Origin of the sequence: Ancylobacter sp. IITR112, assembly GCF_041415945.1 — a bacterium.
Taxonomy (GTDB): Bacteria; Pseudomonadota; Alphaproteobacteria; order Rhizobiales; family Xanthobacteraceae; genus Ancylobacter.
The window spans coordinates 3227018-3243300 of the sequence record NZ_JBGCUS010000001.1 but is presented as its reverse complement, the minus strand read 5'-3'; the positions used below and the strand labels follow the sequence as shown (position 1 = coordinate 3243300).

Annotated in this window: 12 protein-coding genes; 5 read left to right on the top strand and 7 right to left on the bottom strand. The window is 69.8% G+C overall.

What is annotated here, in order from left to right; all coding sequences use genetic code 11:
* Positions 1–55: 55 nt before the first annotated feature.
* The 3 genes from glgX to treY are packed head-to-tail and all read left to right on the top strand — an operon-like array spanning position 56 to position 6404.
* A complete protein-coding gene (gene glgX, locus AAC979_RS15400; RefSeq protein WP_371347746.1) occupies positions 56–2119 on the top strand; it encodes a glycogen debranching protein GlgX in 2064 nt (687 codons plus the stop codon).
* Positions 2116–3891, top strand: coding sequence for a malto-oligosyltrehalose trehalohydrolase (gene treZ / locus AAC979_RS15395; RefSeq protein ID WP_371347745.1), 1776 nt, complete (start codon positions 2116–2118; stop codon positions 3889–3891). The genes glgX and treZ overlap by 4 nt, the downstream gene beginning before the upstream one ends.
* Positions 3888–6404 carry a malto-oligosyltrehalose synthase gene (gene treY, locus AAC979_RS15390; RefSeq protein ID WP_371347744.1) on the top strand — a complete coding sequence of 839 codons (2517 nt, stop codon included), beginning with the start codon at positions 3888–3890 and terminating at the stop codon, positions 6402–6404. The genes treZ and treY overlap by 4 nt, the downstream gene beginning before the upstream one ends.
* A 7-nt stretch (positions 6405–6411) precedes the next feature.
* Here treY and AAC979_RS15385 read toward each other — a convergent pair whose 3' ends face one another.
* The 4 genes from AAC979_RS15385 to AAC979_RS15370 all read right to left on the bottom strand — a co-directional run bounded on the left by AAC979_RS15385 (position 6412) and on the right by AAC979_RS15370 (position 10048).
* Positions 6412–7362, bottom strand: coding sequence for a dicarboxylate transporter/tellurite-resistance protein TehA (locus AAC979_RS15385; protein ID WP_371347743.1), 951 nt, complete (start codon positions 7360–7362; stop codon positions 6412–6414).
* Positions 7363–7439: 77 nt separating this feature from the next.
* Positions 7440–8258, bottom strand: a complete 819-nt coding sequence (gene phnE, locus AAC979_RS15380) for a phosphonate ABC transporter, permease protein PhnE (protein WP_371347742.1) — start codon at positions 8256–8258, stop codon at positions 7440–7442.
* Positions 8251–9120, bottom strand: a complete 870-nt coding sequence (locus AAC979_RS15375) for a phosphonate ABC transporter ATP-binding protein (protein ID WP_371347741.1) — start codon at positions 9118–9120, stop codon at positions 8251–8253. The genes phnE and AAC979_RS15375 overlap by 8 nt, the downstream gene beginning before the upstream one ends.
* A gap of 70 nt (positions 9121–9190) precedes the next feature.
* Positions 9191–10048: a PhnD/SsuA/transferrin family substrate-binding protein gene (locus AAC979_RS15370; protein ID WP_371347740.1), complete on the bottom strand. Its 858-nt coding sequence runs from the start codon at positions 10046–10048 to the stop codon at positions 9191–9193.
* Positions 10049–10152: 104 nt separating this feature from the next.
* Between AAC979_RS15370 and AAC979_RS15365 the strand changes: the two genes are divergently transcribed.
* Complete coding sequence (locus AAC979_RS15365; RefSeq protein ID WP_371347739.1) at positions 10153–11325, top strand: alpha-D-ribose 1-methylphosphonate 5-triphosphate diphosphatase; 1173 nt, start codon at positions 10153–10155, stop codon at positions 11323–11325.
* 4 nt (positions 11326–11329) lie between these two features.
* Positions 11330–12106, top strand: coding sequence for a phosphonate metabolism transcriptional regulator PhnF (gene phnF / locus AAC979_RS15360; RefSeq protein ID WP_371347738.1), 777 nt, complete (start codon positions 11330–11332; stop codon positions 12104–12106).
* Between the two features lie 18 nt (positions 12107–12124).
* Here phnF and AAC979_RS15355 read toward each other — a convergent pair whose 3' ends face one another.
* The 3 genes from AAC979_RS15355 to AAC979_RS15345 are packed head-to-tail and all read right to left on the bottom strand — an operon-like array spanning position 12125 to position 16157.
* Entirely contained in the window at positions 12125–13519 is a 1395-nt protein-coding gene (locus tag AAC979_RS15355; RefSeq protein WP_371347737.1) for an FGGY family carbohydrate kinase, read from the bottom strand.
* A complete protein-coding gene (locus AAC979_RS15350; protein ID WP_371347736.1) occupies positions 13519–14745 on the bottom strand; it encodes an FAD/NAD(P)-binding oxidoreductase in 1227 nt (408 codons plus the stop codon). Before AAC979_RS15350 ends, AAC979_RS15355 begins: the two co-directional genes overlap by 1 nt.
* Positions 14742–16157 carry an NAD(P)/FAD-dependent oxidoreductase gene (locus AAC979_RS15345; RefSeq protein WP_371347735.1) on the bottom strand — a complete coding sequence of 472 codons (1416 nt, stop codon included), beginning with the start codon at positions 16155–16157 and terminating at the stop codon, positions 14742–14744. Before AAC979_RS15345 ends, AAC979_RS15350 begins: the two co-directional genes overlap by 4 nt.
* Positions 16158–16283 lie beyond the last annotated feature (126 nt).

Sequence of the window (16283 nt, the reverse complement as noted above, 5' to 3'; positions counted from 1 at the left end):
GGGTTGCCTGACCTTTTTTCAACGCGCCGTTCTTCCTCCTTCTGGTGACCCCATCATGCGCAAGATACTGCCCGGCTCTGCCTTTCCGCTCGGCGTGACGGTCGACGGGAGAGGAACCAATTTTGCGCTCTTCTCCGACAATGCCTCCGGGGTGACGCTGTGCCTGTTCGACCGCTATGGCGAGACCGAACTGGAGCGGATCGACCTGCATGAATGCACCAATGGCGTCTGGCACTGCTATCTGCCAGGGGTCGGGCGCGGGCAGGTCTATGGCTGGCGCGTGCACGGCCCATGGGCGCCGGAGGCCGGCCATCGCTTCAACCCGAACAAGCTGCTGCTCGATCCCTATGCCCGGATGCTGGTGGGCAACATCGAATGGGACGACGCGCTCTATGGCTACACGATCGGCGCTGGCGACGATGCCGACCTGATCATGGACGAGCGCGACAGCGCCGCCTTCATGCCGAAGGCCCGCGTCGTCGCCGGCACGCCGATGGCGGCGACCCAGCATCCGCGCATCTCGTGGGCCAAGACGGTGATCTATGAGGGGCATGTGCGCGGGCTGACCATGCGCCACCCGCTGATCCCTGAATCCATTCGCGGCACCTTCACCGCGCTCGGCCAGCCGGAATTCATCGACTATATCGCCAAGCTCGGCGTCACCGCGCTGGAACTGCTCCCCGTCCACGCCTTCACCCAGGACCGGCACCTCATCGACCGGGGGCTCGCCAATTACTGGGGCTACAACACGCTGAACTTCTTCGCCCCGGAGCCGCGCTATCTCGGCGAGGACGGGCTCGACGCCATTGGCGAGGCGGTGGACCGGCTGCACCAGGCCGGCATCGAGATCATTCTCGACGTGGTCTACAACCACACCTGCGAGGGCAATCATCTCGGGCCGACGCTGTCCTTCAAGGGCATCGACAACGCCTCCTATTACCGGCTGCTGCCCGGCAATGGCCGCTATTATGACGACCTCACCGGCTGCGGGAACTCGGTCAACACCGACCATCCGCGCGTGCTGCAAATGGTGATGGACTCGCTTCGCATGTGGGCGTCGATCTACGGCATTGACGGGTTCCGCTTCGATCTCGCCACCACGCTCGGCCGCCGCCCGGACGGGTTCGATCCCGGCCACGCCTTCTTCAACGCCATCCTTCAGGACCCGACGCTGGGCGGGCTTAAGCTGATCGCCGAGCCGTGGGATGTCGGCCCGGGCGGCTACCAGCTCGGCGCGTTCCCGCCCGGCTTCTCCGAGTGGAACGGCGATTATCGCGACAAGGTGCGCGAGTTCTGGTGCGGCTCGGAAGGGCTGCTGCCGAGCTTCGCCACCCGCTTCGCCGCCTCGCAGGACATTTTCTCGGAAGGGCGGCGCCGGCCGTGGTCGAGCCTCAACTTCATCACCGCGCATGACGGCTTCACCCTGCACGACCTCGTCACCTATAACGACAAGCACAATGAGGCCAATGGCGAGGATAATCGCGACGGCCATGACGACAACAAGAGCTGGAACTGCGGCGTCGAGGGCGAGACCGACGACCCCGCGATCAACGCGCTGCGCCGCCGGCAGAAGCGCAACCTGATCGCGACCCTCTTCCTCAGCCAGGGCGTGCCGATGCTGCTCGCCGGTGACGAGCGTTCCAACTCGCAGGGCGGCAATAACAACGCCTATTGCCAGGACAATCAGATCGGCTGGGTCGACTGGTCCGACGACGACCCGGAACTGCCGGAGTTCGTCGCCCGCCTCGCCGAGCTGCGCAAGGTCCATTCCTGCCTCTCGCGGCCGGAATTCCTCACCGGCTCGCGCAATGAGATGGGCCAGCCCGATGTCGCCTGGTTCAACAATGGCGGCACGCGGATGACCGAGGAGAACTGGTCCGATCCGCACTCCAAATGCATCACCCTGCGTCTTGCGCCGGTGCTGCCGGAGGAGCCCTCGCTGGTGATCATGCTCAACGCCTCGCATGTCGATGTCGATTTCGTCGCCCCGCCGGTGCAGTCCGGCCATTGGGAGGCGATCCTCGCCACCGGCGACGATCTCGAAGGGGCGAGCCTCGATGGCGGCGGCACGTTCGGCGTGCCGGCCCGAACCCTCATCGTGTGGGAATGGCGGGCATGAACACCACTTTCGGACCGCTGATCGACGGGAATATGACCCGCTTCCGCCTCTATGCGCCGGAGGCTGGCGATGTCGCGCTGGAGATGGACGGCGCCGCGCCGGTGGCGATGGTGAAGGGCGCGGACGGTTTCTTCACCGCCGCGCTCGACGCGATCGCGCCGGGCACGCGCTACCGCTTCCGCGTCGGCGAGGGGGAGGGCGCGGTGGCGGTGCCCGATCCCGCCTCGCGCGGGCAGGCGGAGGATGCGGACGGGTGGAGCCTCACACCGGCGCCGGCGCGCCCGCAGGTGCCCGGCCCGTCGCGGCCCTGGCATGAGGCCATCATCGCCGAGCTGCATGTCGGCACCGCCACGCCGGAGGGCACGTTCCGCGCGCTGATCGACCGGCTGGACCATTACCGCGACGCCGGCTTCACCGTGATCGAGCTGATGCCGGTCGCCGATTTCGCCGGTCGCCGCAACTGGGGCTATGACGGCGTGCTGCTCTACGCGCCCGATACCGCCTATGGCACGCCCGACGATCTGCGCGCGCTGATCGACGCCGCGCATGAACGCGGCCTCGGCATGATGCTCGATGTCGTCTACAACCATTTCGGGCCGAGCGGGAACTACCTGCCGCTCTACGCCAAGTCGTTCTTCCGGGACGATATCGACACCCCCTGGGGCCCGGCGATCGACCTGGAAAACCCTGTGGTGCGGGCCTTCTTCAGCGAGAACGCCGCCTATTGGATTGCCGAGTTCGGCTTTGACGGGCTGCGCTTCGACGCGGTGCATGCGCTGGCGACCAAGGGCGCCGAGACCTTCCTGCGCGAGATCGCGGCCGCCTGCCGGGCGGTGAAGCCCGATGCCTGGCTCGTGCTGGAAAACCACGACAACATCGCCGGCTGGATGACCCGCGACGACCGTCTCTACGACGCGCAGTGGAATGACGACTGGCACCATGCCTTCCATGTGCTGGCGAGCGGCGAGCGCACCGGCTATTACGCGCCCTATGCGGATGACGCCGTCGCAGCCGCCGGCCGGGCGCTGAGCGAGGGCTTCGTGTTCCAGGGCGAGCCTTATCCCGGCGCGGGCGGGCATCCGCGCGGCACGGTGAGTACGGAACTCGCGCCCGACGCCTTCGTCGCCTTCGCCCAGAACCACGACCATATCGGCAACCGCCCGCTCGGCGACCGGCTGGCGGCGAGCCTGCCGCCGGAACGGCTCGCCTTTCTGCGCTTCGTGCTGATGCTTTCGCCCGCCATCCCACTGCTGTTCCAGGGCGAGGAGGCGCTGCTGTCGCAGCCCTTCCCGTTCTTTTGCGATTTCGAGGGCGAGCTGGCGGAGGCCGTGCGGCAGGGCCGGCGCAGCGAATTCGCCGATTTCTTCGACGCCCATGGCGACAGCTTCCCCGATCCGCTGAGCGAGGCGACCTTCATCTCCGCCAAGCTGAAGGCGGAAGACCTGCGCACGCCGCAGGCACGGGCGGAACTCGACATCTTGCGCCGGCTGGCGGACGAGCGCCGCAAGCTGGTGTGGCCGCTGGCGGCGAGTGGCTATCGCGGCAGTGACCTCAGCCGCACCGGCGAGGCGCTGCGCGTCGCCTGGCACTTCACCTCAGGCACGCTGGTGATGGTGCTGAATGGCGGCCATTCGCCGGTGACGCTCGACCCGATGACCGGCATTGCCGGCATGCCGGTGGGGGCCAGCACCGGCGGGGTGCTGCATGAGGCGGAAGGCAAGCTCACCCTCGGCCCCTTCGCCGCCGCCGTCTGGAGCCTCGCGCCCGCATGATCCCGCCGCTTCGCGCCACCTATCGCCTGCAGTTCCATCGCGGCTTCACCTTCGCCGATGCCGAAGCGCTGGTGCCCTATCTCAGCGAACTCGGCATCAGCCATCTCTATGCCTCGCCCATCATCCTGGCGGTGCCGGGCTCCACCCATGGCTATGACGTGGCCGACCCGACCCGGATCAACCCGGAACTCGGCGGGGAGGAGGGGTTCACGCGCCTCGCCAGCGCACTGGCCGCGCGCGGCATGGGTGTGCTGCTCGACATCGTGCCCAACCACATGGCCGCTTCCAGCCACAACCCCTACTGGAACGACATGCTGGAAGGCGGGCCGGACTCGCCCGCCGCCCGTGTGTTCGATGTGAAATGGGAGAGCGGCCGGCTGCTGCTGCCGCTGCTCGGCGATCCGCTCAAGGCGACGCTGGAAGCCGGCAGCCTGTCGCTGAAGGCCGATTACGCGCTCGGGCGGATCAATGTCGCCTATGCCAATCACCGCTTCCCGCTGCGGGCAACGAGTGTGGCGGGCCTGCTGCGCGCGGCGGGGCTTGAGGCGGCCGCGGCCGGCTTCGAGCGGGTGGAAGCCTCGCCCAGCGATGCCGGTCTCGGCGCGGCGCGGGTGGTGTTCACCGGCCTTGGCGAAAGCGCGCGCGCCGCGCTCGACGCGGTTCTCGCCGGGGCAGAGCTTGCCCCCCTGCTGGAGGCCCAGCACTGGCGGCTCGCCTGGTGGCGCACGGCGGCGCATGACCTGAATTACCGCCGCTTCTTCAACATCACCGATCTCGCCGGTGTGCGGGTGGAAGACCCTGAGGTGTTCGACCTCGTCCACCGCCTGCCGCTGGACCTCATCCGGCGCGGCCTCGTCCATGGCCTGCGCATCGACCATATTGACGGGCTGGTCGACCCGGCCGGCTATTGCGACCGGCTGCGGGCAGCGGTGGGTGCGGACGTGCCGCTGCTGGTCGAGAAGATTCTTGAGCCGGGCGAGGTGCTGCGCCCGTGGCCGATCGAGGGCACCACCGGCTATGAGCGGCTGAACGACATCAACGCGCTCTGCGTCGACCCCGAGGGTTATCGCCGCTTCGAGGAAGACCTGCGGACCCGCCATCTGCTCATCGGCGCGCTGCCGGAGCGGCTGGCCGGCGCCAAGCGGCAGGTTCTGGAAGCAAGCCTGAAGGCCGAGGTGGACATTCTGGCGACGCTGGCCCGTGAGGGGCTGGACGAGGCGATGCAGGCGGGCGACCTCACCGACACCGCGATCCGCGACGCCGTGGTGGCGCTGCTCGCCCATTGCCCGGTCTATCGCTCCTATGCGACGCCCGAAGGCCATGCGCCCGAGGATGTCGCCATCTGGGAAGACATCCGCGCCCGCATCGAGGCCAATGAGAACCCGCTCACCACCGCCGCCGCCCGGTTGCTGCTACAGCGGGTGGAGCATCCCGAGCGGCCGAGCGACCATGAGTTCCGCTCGCGCTTCCAGCAGCTCAGCGGCCCGGCCATGGCCAAGGGGTTCGAGGACACCGAGCTTTACCGTGTGCCCGTGCTGCTCTGCGCCAATGAGGTGGGCGGCAGTCTCGACCATCCCTCGCGCACACCGGAGGAAATGCACGCGCTATATGCGGCGCGGGCTCAGACGGGCCTGAGCGATCTCATCCCGCTCGCCACCCACGACACCAAGCGCGGCCCCGGCCCGCGCGCGCGCCTCGCCGCGCTCAGCCACCAGCCCGAGCACTGGCTCGCCTTCACCGGGGAGGCGCGGGACCTGGTCGCCCCGCTGCTGCGCGAGGAAGCGGGGATGGCGATGCCGGACCCGCTGGACGCCCATATGATCGTCGAGACGCTGGTCTCGGCCTGGCCGATCAATACCGAGCGCATGGCGGGCTACATCACCAAGGCGCTGCGCGAGGCCAAGCGGCACAGCAATTGGGAAACGCCGAACGCGGCCTATGAGGAAGCCTGCCTCTCCTTCGCCGCCGGGCTGATCGAGGCGCCCGAGGCGGCTGGGTTCCGCACGCGGCTCGACGCGCTGGTGGCGCAGATCGCCCCGGCCGGGCGGCTGGTCGGCCTCACCCAGTTGATCCTTCAGCACACGCTGCCGGGCACGCCGGATCTTTATCAGGGCACGGAATTCCGCGATTTCTCGCTGGTCGACCCCGATAATCGCCGCCCGGTGGACTGGGCGGCGCGGCAGGCGGCGCTCGCGGGAGAAGAGCCGGCCGAGAGCGGCGATGCCGAGTATTTCCGGCTCACCCGCGCGCTGCTGGCCCTTCGCCGGCTCAACGGCGCGCTGACGGGTGGAGACTACCGCCCGCTCGACATTGAGCCCGGCCGCGTCGGCTGGTTCGGCTTCGAGCGCTGGAGCGGCGAAGAAGCGGTGCGCGTCGTGGTGCCGACCCGTCTGCCGGCCGAGGCCGGTGAGGTCACGGTGCCGCGCGAACTCATCGAGCCCGGCTGGCAGGTGCTTGATGCGCTCGGCCCGGAGGCCCCATTCCTGATAGCGGAACGCGGATCGGCGGGCTGAGCGCGGATCAGCCGGCCTCGCTCCTGAAGAAGCGGGCGACGCCGACAAGGCTGCGCAGCGCGATCCAGCCGATGATTGCGTTGCCGGCGACGAACAGCGCCAGCGCCATCTGCGTCACCGGCGCGCCGGCGCCCTGTTCCACCAGCTTCAGCGCGGCGAGCGGCAGGCTCGCCACGCCGAAAGTGTAGCCCCAGGCGCCGGGGCCAAAGGCTTGCTGGCGCAGCCAGGGCACGAGGCGCAGCATCACCAGCGCGAGAAAGCAGCCATAGCCGAACAGAGCGAGCGCCGCCCGGTCCGCCGGGCCGGGCGCCAGCGAGAGATAGGCGACGCAGGCCACCGCCGGCGGCGCCAGTTCCATGCCGAGGCTGGCGCGGACATTGACTGGCAGCCCGTGCTGGAACAGACGGGTGAGGAACACCGATTCCATGGAGAGCCACGAGAACAGCCCCATGCCGAAGAACATCCAGCCCAGCGCGTTTTGCCCGAAGGTGGCGCAGGCGATGCCGGCCACCAGCCCGCCGCCGACGGTCGGCAGATAGAGGATCGGCGTCACCTCCTGCGGCGCCCGTCCGCCCTGCCATAGCCCGCCGACGCTCCACGCGGCATAAAGCGCGACGCCGCCCGCCCCGGCGATGAACAGGCCCCAGCCAAGCAGCGGCACATGCGGGCCGATGGCGATGGCGGCGATAAGGGTGGAGACCGGCGCCAGCGCGGCGATCAGACCCTGCGCGGGGTGGCGCAGTTCCTCGCCCGCCGCAGCGGGATGCAGCAGCCATTTCAGCGCGTAGAGCACGCTCCACAGCAGCCACAGGGCGAAAGCGAGCACCGCCAGCGCCTCGCCGATCAGCACCGGCGCGCCCCACAGCCGGCTCGCCACGCGCCAGCCATTGGCGAGGCCGCCAAGGCCGAGAACCGTGCCGAAGAAGATGGGGCGCATATGGAGAAGAAGGGCGGTCACGGGGGGCACCTGTCGCTTGCGCGGCGAGGTTTACCCGCTGCGCCGGCGGAAAGCACCCTCCATCCGGGCGGCGCGCCTCACTGGAATTTCGCCCGCAGCCGATCGGTGAGGAATTCCATCGCCAGCACGATGACGAAGATAGCGAGGATGATGGCCGAGGCGTTGCGGTACTGGAACAGGTCGAACGCCACCTTGAGTTCCTGCCCGATGCCCCCGGCGCCGACGAGGCCGAGCACCACGGAGGAGCGCACCGCCTTTTCCAGCGCGAACAGCGAGGAGTTGATCAAAGTCGGCATCACATCCGGCAGGATCGCCCCGCACAGCACGGTGACGCGGTTGGCGCCGATGGCGTGCAGCGCTTCCTGCGGCTTCTTGTCGGCCTCTTCCATCGCCTCGGCGAAGAAGCGGCCGCAAAAGCCGATCGTGTCAACGACGATGGTCATGGTGCCGGCCACGGCGCCGAGGCCCAGCGTCGAGACGAAAAGCAGCGCCCAGACGAGATCGGGCACGGTGCGGAACAGCGACACCAGCGCGCGCGGGAAATGCCGCAGCGCGCCGAGCGGGGAGATGCCGCGCGCCGCCAGCCAGCCCATGGGCAGGCTCAAGATGACGCCGAACACCGTGCCGACGAGAGCGATCTGCAGCGTCTCCAGAATGCGCCCGCCCATGCGCTGGAGAAAGCCGGGATCGGTGTTGGGCGGCAGCATGCGGCCGACGAGGTCGGCCATGCGCGGCAGGCCGTTGGCGAGCTTTTCCGGCGAGGGCGCCACCTGCCCCAGCGAGGCGAGGAACAGCGCCGCGACGACAACGATCAGCGTGAAGGAGAGCGGTGAGACCGAGGGCAGCCGCGAGGGCGGAAGCGGGCGCGCGGGGGGCGCGCTAGCGAGGTCAGCCATGGAACACGCCCTCCATGTCGCGGCCATTCACCCGCGCCGTCGGCCGGTCGAAATGCACCTTGCCGTTCTTCAGGGCGACGATGCGGTCGGAATAGTCGAGCGCGTGCTGCATGTCGTGCGTGGTGTAGACCAGCGTGATGCCGTGATCGCGGGCGAGATCGGAGAAGATCCCCATGATCTCGCGCCCGACCGCCGGGTCGAGGCTGGCGGCGGGCTCATCGGCGATGAGCAGGCGCGGCCGGCGGATCAGCGCCCGGGCGATGGCGACGCGCTGGGCCTGCCCGCCGGAAAGCTGGTCGGCGCGCGCGCCGGCCTTGTCGGCGAGCCGCACCTCGGCCAGCACCGCCATCGCCTCCTCGCGCCAGGCCTGCGGGGCGAGGGCGTGGTGGAAGGCGCGCCAGCTCCCGGGCAGGCCGAGCTTGCCCTGGATCACGTTTGTGAGCACGCTCTGCCGCCCGACCAACCCGTGATTCTGGAATACGAAGCCGATCTGCCGCCGCAACCTTGTGAGCTGCGCGCCGCTGGGCGCGGCCATGAAGCGCTCGCCCAGCGTGGTGATTTCGCCGGCCGTGGAGGGCAGCAGGCCGATCAGGCATTTGAGCAGGGTCGACTTGCCCGCGCCATTGGAGCCGATCAGCGCCACGCGCTGGTCGGCGCGTATGTCGAGATCGACGCCAGCGAACACTTTCTGCCCGTTCGGATAGGTCTTGGCCAGGCCGCGCGCGCCGATGATCTGCGCGGCGAGCGGCGGGGCGGGCGCCTTCACCAGCGGGCCGATGGGCGGATGGGCGGCCGCGGCGCCGGCCAGGTTGAGCCCGGCCAGTTTCGGCGCGGGAACGGGCTCGATCGGGGCGTGCTCCATGGCGGCCTCCTTCACGAAACGGGAAAGCGCCGGACGGGCGGAACCCGTCCGGCGCGCGGGATGGCGCGGATCAGTTGATGAAGCTGCCGAAATTCTCGATGCCGATCGTGCGGTACATCGAGCGGACATAGTCGTAGTCGCTGTCCTTCACATCGGTGATGAAGATGCCGCCCTTGAACTTCTGATTGTCCTCGCCCTGCAGCACCGCGCCCATCAGCTCGTTGCCATGCTTGAGGAAAGCCTCGCGCACCTTCACGAACACCTCCTCGGGAATGTCCTTGCGGGCGACGAGGATGTCGTTCGGCAAGTCGCGGCCGCGGGCGACGACGGCGAAGGCGGCGTTGGGGAACGCCTTGCGGATGGAGTTGAGGTAGCCGTAGTTGAGGCCGATGGCGGCGATGTCGCCGCGGATCAGCGCTTCCGCCGCGACGTTGCGGGAGATGATGACGCCCTCATAATCCTTGCCATACATGATGCCGAAATCGGCCAGCACCTGCGCCGGGCCGAGATGCTGCGAGGTGGAGCCGACCGAGCCGAAGGAGACCTTCTTGCCCTTGAGGTCGTCGATGGAGCGGATCGGGCCATCGGCCAGCACCGCGATCTGCGCGAAATAATCCGGGCGCTGCCAGGCGACGACGATGCGCGGATCGCTCAGTTCCTTCATGACGACATATTCGGCCGGGCCGGTCAGCACCAGCTCGACATGGCCGGAATTCATCGCCTCGACGGCGGCGGTGCGCGAGCTGACCGGGATCAGCTCGATGTCGAGCCCGGTGAGCTTCGACAGTTCCTTCTGGAAGCCGCCGAATTCCTGCTGCAGGGCTTCCAGCCCCTCAATGTCGGTGACGGCGAAACGCACGGGTTCGGCGCTCGCGGCGAACGCGGTCACAACCGTGATGGCGAGTGCGGAAACAAGCCTGCGAAACATTTTGTGCCCCATTTGCTGTATAGACAGGAACTGTGGAGTACGATTATCTGTATAGACAGCGTATGACGCATACGTGACAGCGACCGGGTGACGGCGAGGCAGTGATGAGCGTACGGATCGAGAATGGACGGGTGCTGGGCGCGGCCGGGTGGAGCGACCGGCCGCTGGTGGTGAGCGGGGCGCATCTGGCCGGAGAGGCAGCCCATGCCGAGCCGGCGCGGGTGATCGACGCGGGCGGGCTGCTGGTGCTGCCGGGCATTGTCGACATCCATGGCGATGCTTTCGAGCGCCAGATCATGCCGCGCCCGGGCGTGCGCTTCGACATGACGCTGGCGCTGCGCGACACCGACCGGCAATTGGTGGCGAACGGCATCACCACCGCGTTTCACGGCGTCACCATTTCCTGGGAGCCGGGACTGCGCTCGGTGGAGGCCGCGCGGGCTTTCGTGGCGCGCCTGATGGCGTTGCGCCCGAGCCTGGCCTGCGACACCCGGCTGCATCTGCGCTGGGAGACTTTCGCGCTGGAGGCGCTGGAGGAGGTGCGCGGCTGGCTCGCCCTCGCGCCCGCGCCGATCCTCGCCTTCAACGACCACACCACCGGCTCGGTGCTCAAGGGCAGCATCGCCCGCAAGATCGGCCAGATGGCCGAGCGCTCCGGCCTGAGCCCGGACGAGTATCGCGCCCTGCTCGACCGGGTGTGGGGCGCGCGACAGGAGGTACCCGCCGCCATTGAGAGCCTCGCCGCCAGCGCGCGGGCCAAGGGCAATGTGCTGCTCGCCCATGACGAGACCTCGCCGGAGGAGCGCGCCCGCTTCCGCGCGCTGGGCGCGGTGGCCTCGGAATTTCCGATGAACCCGGAAACCGCGCAGGCCGCCCGCGAGGCCGGCGAGGACGTGATCCTCGGCGCGCCCAATGTGGTGCGCGGCGGCAGCCATAATGGCGCGCAGAGCGCGGCGGAGGCCATTGCCGCCGGGCGCTGCACCGTGCTGACCAGCGATTATCACTACCCCTCTCCGCTCTACGCTGCCTTCGCCCTCGCGGCGGGCGACCCCGACGCGCTGGCGCGCCACTGGCCGCTCGTCTCCGCCAATCCGGCGCGGGTGGCGCGGCTCACCGATCGCGGCCGGCTGGAAGCGGGGGCGCGCGCGGACCTTCTGCTGGTCGATGCGTCCGACATGGCGCATCCGGAAGTGGTGGCGACGATGGTGGCGGGGCGAATCGTCTATGCTCGCCGGAGCCTCGACCATCAGGCGCGTCCGGCGCAGGCGGCGGAGTAGGGACGTGAACAGGAGCGTGAAGGCGCAAGACGGCGCGGCGAACGGCGTTTCCGGCTTTGACGGGCTGGTGTTCCGCCCGCGCCGCGATGCGCCGATCTGGCAGCAGATCTACGACTATATTCTCTCGCTGATCGACAGCGGCTATTTGCGGCCTGGCAGCCAATTGCCCGGCGAGGTGCATCTGGCGGACAAGCTCGGTGTCACCCGCATCACCCTGCGCCGTGCGCTGCAGCAATTGCAGCAGGAGGGGCACCTGACCTCGCGCAAGGGGGTGGGGGTGTTCGTGCGCAGCCTGCCCTCGGCCCTGGTGGTGCGCGACGGCAGCCGCTTCGCCGAAAGCCTGCGCGCCGACGGCAAGGCCGTCACCACCACCACGATGGTGCTGGAGGAGGAATTCGCCGATGCCGCCGCCGGCGAGCATCTATGCCTCGCGCTGGGCGCGCCGGTGGTGCGGCTGCGCCGCGTGCGCAGCGCCGACGGGCAGCCGATCTATATCAGCACCAAGGTGTTTCCCGCCGCGCTGCTGCCGGACTTCGCCACCGTCTATTCGCGGCGCCAGTCGGTGACGGATGTGTTCATCGCCCATGGCATCCAGAAATATCGCCGCGCCGAAACCCGGATCAGCGGCGGCTTCGCCACGCCGGAAGAGGCGAACCTGCTGGCGCTGACCCCCGGCACGCCGGTGTTCCGCACCAGCTCGATCAACACCGACGCGGCCGGCAACCGCATCGAATGGGCGCGCGGCTGCTGGCTGCTCACCTCGGTGGATTTCGTGTTCTGAGCCCGGTACCCGCCCAAGTCAGGCCCGCCAGCCCCGGCTCTTCTCCACGGCGGCGGCGAAGCGGGCGCGGTCCTCGGCGCTGACCGAGCCGTCCGGCGCGAAGCGGCGCATCGCGACGGGCAGGGCGGCGAAGTCCCGGCCGCACAGCGCGGCGAGGCCGAGTGCGGTCATTTCGTGCATGGCCGGCACATTGACGGTGCGCCCGCTCGCCGCGGCGAGGAAGCGGGCGAAATAGGCGCTTTGCGACAGGCCGCCATCAATGGAAAGGGCGGGGATCGGCGCCCCGGCCCGCTCCGCGGCGTCAATCAGCCCGACCGTGAGCAGGGCGATGCCTTCCAGCGCCGCCCGCACCATGTCGTGCCGCCCGGTCGCCGCCTCCATGCCGATGAACAGCGGTGCCGCCTTGCGGTCCCAATAGGGTGCGGCAAGACCTGACAGCGCCGGCACGAACACCAGTCCCCGGCTCAGCGCCGATGGCCCCGTGAACCCGTCCAGTTCGGCGGTGTCGGTGTAGAGACCAAGCCGCCGCAGCCATTCCAGCGCCGCGCCGGCATCATAGACCCCGCCCTCGACGGCGAAGACCGGACGCTCCCCGGCACGCTGCCAGGCGATGGTCGGGAGCAGGCCGTCCGCCTCGGGGCGTTCATCTCCCGCGACGGCAAGCAGGAAGGCGCCGGTGCCGAAGGTGATCTTGGCCTCACCCGGCGCCCGGCAGCCATGGCCGTACAGCGCCGCCTGCTGGTCGACGATGGAGACCCGCACCGGCACGCCGTCCAGCGTGCCGAAGCCGGCGTCGACGGCGCGGATGGGCGGCAGGAAATCGCGCGGCACGCCGTGCAGGTCGCACAATTCCTGGCTCCACCGTCCGGTGGCGAGATCGAGCAGGCCGGTGCGCGAGGCGGTGGCGGGATCGGTGGCGAAGGTTCCGGTCAGCCGGTCGAGGAAATAGGCGTCGGTGGTGCCGAGCCGCAGCCGTCCGGTCGCCTGCGCGGTAGCGACGGCGGGAACGTTCTCCATCAGCCAGGCAAGCTTGGAGCCGGAGAAATAAGGGTCGAGCGGCAGGCCGCAAATCGCTCGCGACCGATCCGCCTCTTTCGCCGGGCAGGCCGCGAGGGCATCGGCGGTGCGTGCATCCTGCCAGACGATGACCGGGGAGAGGGCCTCGCCGGTCACCGCGTCCCAGGCGAGGCAGCTCTCGCCCTGATTGGCGAGGGCGATGGCGTCCACCTTGCCGGCGGCGGCCAGCACCTTGCGGATGTTGCGCAGCAGTTCGGCCGGGTCGTGCTCCACCCGCCCCGCCGCGGGGTGGTGCTGGGCGTGAACGAGGCTGGCAACCAGCCGCGCCGTGCCGTCGGGCTCGACAACGAGGCAGCGGGTGGAGGTGGTGCCCTGGTCGATGGCGGCGACGCGCATCACGCCGTCTCCTCAAAGCGGAAATGCACGGCGGCGGCGGTCAGCACGGCGGGCGGGATCGGCACGAGGATGCGCCGCTCGGGCAGCCATGTCCGGTTCGCCGTCCACATCTCGCGCCCGTCGACCAGCAGCGACAGACGCCCGCGCGCGCGGCGGAGAAAACGTAGCTGGAAATCCGGCAATGCCAGTACGCCGCTCGCTCCGCGCCGGATAAGCCCGGGCACCACCAGCTTGACCGGCGGATCGAAGGTGACGGGAAGCAGCACGGAATCGCCCGTCTCGTCGCGCGCGAGATCCTCGGCGATGGCCCGCCCGACGGCGCGCCCCTCGCGGAACGCCCAGCCGCCGGTCTCCACCGCCCGCAACAGATTGCCGGCGGCAAAGACGTGGCGGTCGGCGGTGCGGCCGAACGGATCGACGGCCGGGCCGGAACTGCCGAAGGCGACGCCGATCGGCGATTGCCGCAGCAGCGCCGATTCCGGGGTGAAGCGGCCGGTGAACAGCACGCCGTCGCAGGCATAATCGCGCATTGTGCCGTCGGCGAGCCGCACACTGGCCGCTTCCACCCGGCCGCCGCCGCGAATATCGACCAGCTCCGCGCCCGCATGGAACGGCACACCCATCAGGCGCGGAAACGCCATCAGCGGCGCCGGCACCAGCGGCTGCGGGCCGGGCTCGATCATCGCCACCGGGCGGGCGCCGTGGCTCCTGCAGGTGAGCACGGCGGAAAGGCTGACCAGTTCCGAGCCGACGATCAGCGGGCGGGTGAACGGCATCAGCCGGTGAAAGGCGACATAGGCCTGCAGCGCGCCTGTCGTGAGCACGCCGACCGGCCGGTCGCCGGAGATGAGGCGGGCGGAGCGTGGCGTCTCGCGAATGCCGGTGGCGATCAGCAGGCGCCGGGCGGCAAGCGTTTCCACCCCGCGTGGGCAGGTGACGACCACGCGCCCGCCGGTCTCGATCCGCACCACGGAATGGCCGGTGCGGACCTCGACGCCGGCCCGCGCGGCCTCGCGTTCCAGCCGCCTTCCATAGGCCGCGCCGAGATAGACCCGGCCGAATTCACGCATGCCGAAGGGGGAATGGCGGCAATGGCGGGTGGCGCCGCCCAGATGCGGCTCGCGCTCCAGCACAAGGACGCGCCCGACGCCCCGGCGGCGCAGTTCCACTGCCGCCGCGACGCCGGCCGGCCCGCCGCCGACGATGATGATATCGGCCGCGCTCATGCGGGGTCTCCCGCCACGGCGAGCGGTTCGGCCAGCCGGCCCTGGGTCATGTCGGCGAGGCGGGCATTGCAGTAGAAGCCCTGGCAGCGGCCCATGCCGGCGCGGGTGCGTCGGCGCAGCCCGCCGAAATCGCCGGGCGGCACCTCGGAGGCGAGCGCCGCCTCGATCTCGCGCTTGGTCACCAGTTCGCAATGGCAGACGATCTCGCCGTGGTCGGCCTGCTGCCAGTCGCGCGGCAGCGTCTCGGTGAGGTTGGGCAGGCGCACCTGCGGGGCGGCGGTGACCGGCGTGAGGCCGAGGCCGAAGCCTTCGATCAGCCCCAGCGCATGCCGGGCGAGGCCGAGCGCGGCGCTGAGCCCGGTGGAGCGGATGCCGCCAAGCGTGACGGCGCGGCTCTCCGGCCGGGCGAAGATGCGGTAGGCCTTGCTCTCGCTCGCCGGGCGCAGGCCGGCATAGACGGCGGTGACCGGCATGCCGGCCAGTGCCGGCACGATCTCGGCCCCGCGCGCCAGCAGGCTCTCCAATGTCGCGGTTTCCACAGTGGCACGCACGCGGTCGTCCTGTTCCTCGGCGGTGGGGCCGATCAGTACATTGCCGAAGGCGGTGGGGCAGACGACCACGCCCTTGGTGATCTCGGTCGGCACGGGAAGCACGATGCGCGGCACATGCGCAGCGGCCGCCTTGTCCAGAACTACGAACTGGCCCTTGCGCGGGCGTATCTCGAATTGCGGGGCGAAGCCGAGCCGGGCATCGACAATGTCGCCATAAAGGCCGGCGGTGTTGACCACCGCGCGGGCGCGCAGGGCACCGGCGCTTGTGGTCAGGTGCCAGTCGCCGGCATAGCGGCCTTCGATCAGCTCGGCCTGGCGCAGCACCTGCGCGCCGAGCTTCACCGCTTGGGTCAGATAGGCGAGCGGCGCGGTCCAGGGGTCGATAATGTGCTCGTCCACCACCTCGATCGCCGCCACCAGCCGATCGGAGAGGCCGGGCATGGTGGCGCGGGCCTCTCGGCCGGAGAGCAGCGTCAGCGCGTCGATGCCATTGGCCCGGCCCTGCGCGGCGATGGCTTCCAGCTTGTCCGCCTCGGCGGCGCTCCAGGCACAGACCAGCGCGCCGGTCTTCACCAGCGAGAGGCCGAGCGTGTCGGCGATGGCGAGATATTCGGCGCGTCCGGCCTTGATCAGCTCCAGCTCCAGGCTGCCGGGCGGGGCGTCGAAGCCGGTGTGCAGAATGGCGCTGTTGGCCTTGGAGGCGCCGGAGAGGATGTCGCTGCCCTTCTCGATCAGCACCACCCGGGCGCCGGCGAGGGTGAGGCGGCGCACCACGGCGCAGCCGACCACGCCCGCGCCGATGACGGCGACATCGAAGGTTTCGCGAGTGGCTGGAGGGAGGGGGGTGGTGGCGGGGCGCATGGCGCTCCTTTCCTATCGGCACGGCCGAAGCGGGCCGGCGGTGCCGGCCGTCAGGTCACGGCGCGCGCCGGGAGGGCGCGCGGGGCCCCGCCATCGCAGGATGGCGGGGCGGTTGGCGAACAAATG

What these genes read in the sequence shown, in the direction of transcription:
- glgX (WP_371347746.1), top strand. Translation starts at nt 56, where the DNA reads ATGCGCAAGATACTGCCCGGCTCTGCCTTTCCGCTCGGCGTGACGGTC.
- treZ (WP_371347745.1), top strand. Translation starts at nt 2,116, where the DNA reads ATGAACACCACTTTCGGACCGCTGATCGACGGGAATATGACCCGCTTC.
- treY (WP_371347744.1), top strand. Translation starts at nt 3,888, where the DNA reads ATGATCCCGCCGCTTCGCGCCACCTATCGCCTGCAGTTCCATCGCGGC.
- phnE (WP_371347742.1), bottom strand. Translation starts at nt 8,258, where the DNA reads ATGGCTGACCTCGCTAGCGCGCCCCCCGCGCGCCCGCTTCCGCCCTCG.
- AAC979_RS15375 (WP_371347741.1), bottom strand. Translation starts at nt 9,120, where the DNA reads ATGGAGCACGCCCCGATCGAGCCCGTTCCCGCGCCGAAACTGGCCGGG.
- AAC979_RS15370 (WP_371347740.1), bottom strand. Translation starts at nt 10,048, where the DNA reads ATGTTTCGCAGGCTTGTTTCCGCACTCGCCATCACGGTTGTGACCGCG.
- AAC979_RS15365 (WP_371347739.1), top strand. Translation starts at nt 10,153, where the DNA reads ATGAGCGTACGGATCGAGAATGGACGGGTGCTGGGCGCGGCCGGGTGG.
- AAC979_RS15355 (WP_371347737.1), bottom strand. Translation starts at nt 13,519, where the DNA reads ATGCGCGTCGCCGCCATCGACCAGGGCACCACCTCCACCCGCTGCCTC.
- AAC979_RS15350 (WP_371347736.1), bottom strand. Translation starts at nt 14,745, where the DNA reads ATGAGCGCGGCCGATATCATCATCGTCGGCGGCGGGCCGGCCGGCGTC.
- AAC979_RS15345 (WP_371347735.1), bottom strand. Translation starts at nt 16,157, where the DNA reads ATGCGCCCCGCCACCACCCCCCTCCCTCCAGCCACTCGCGAAACCTTC.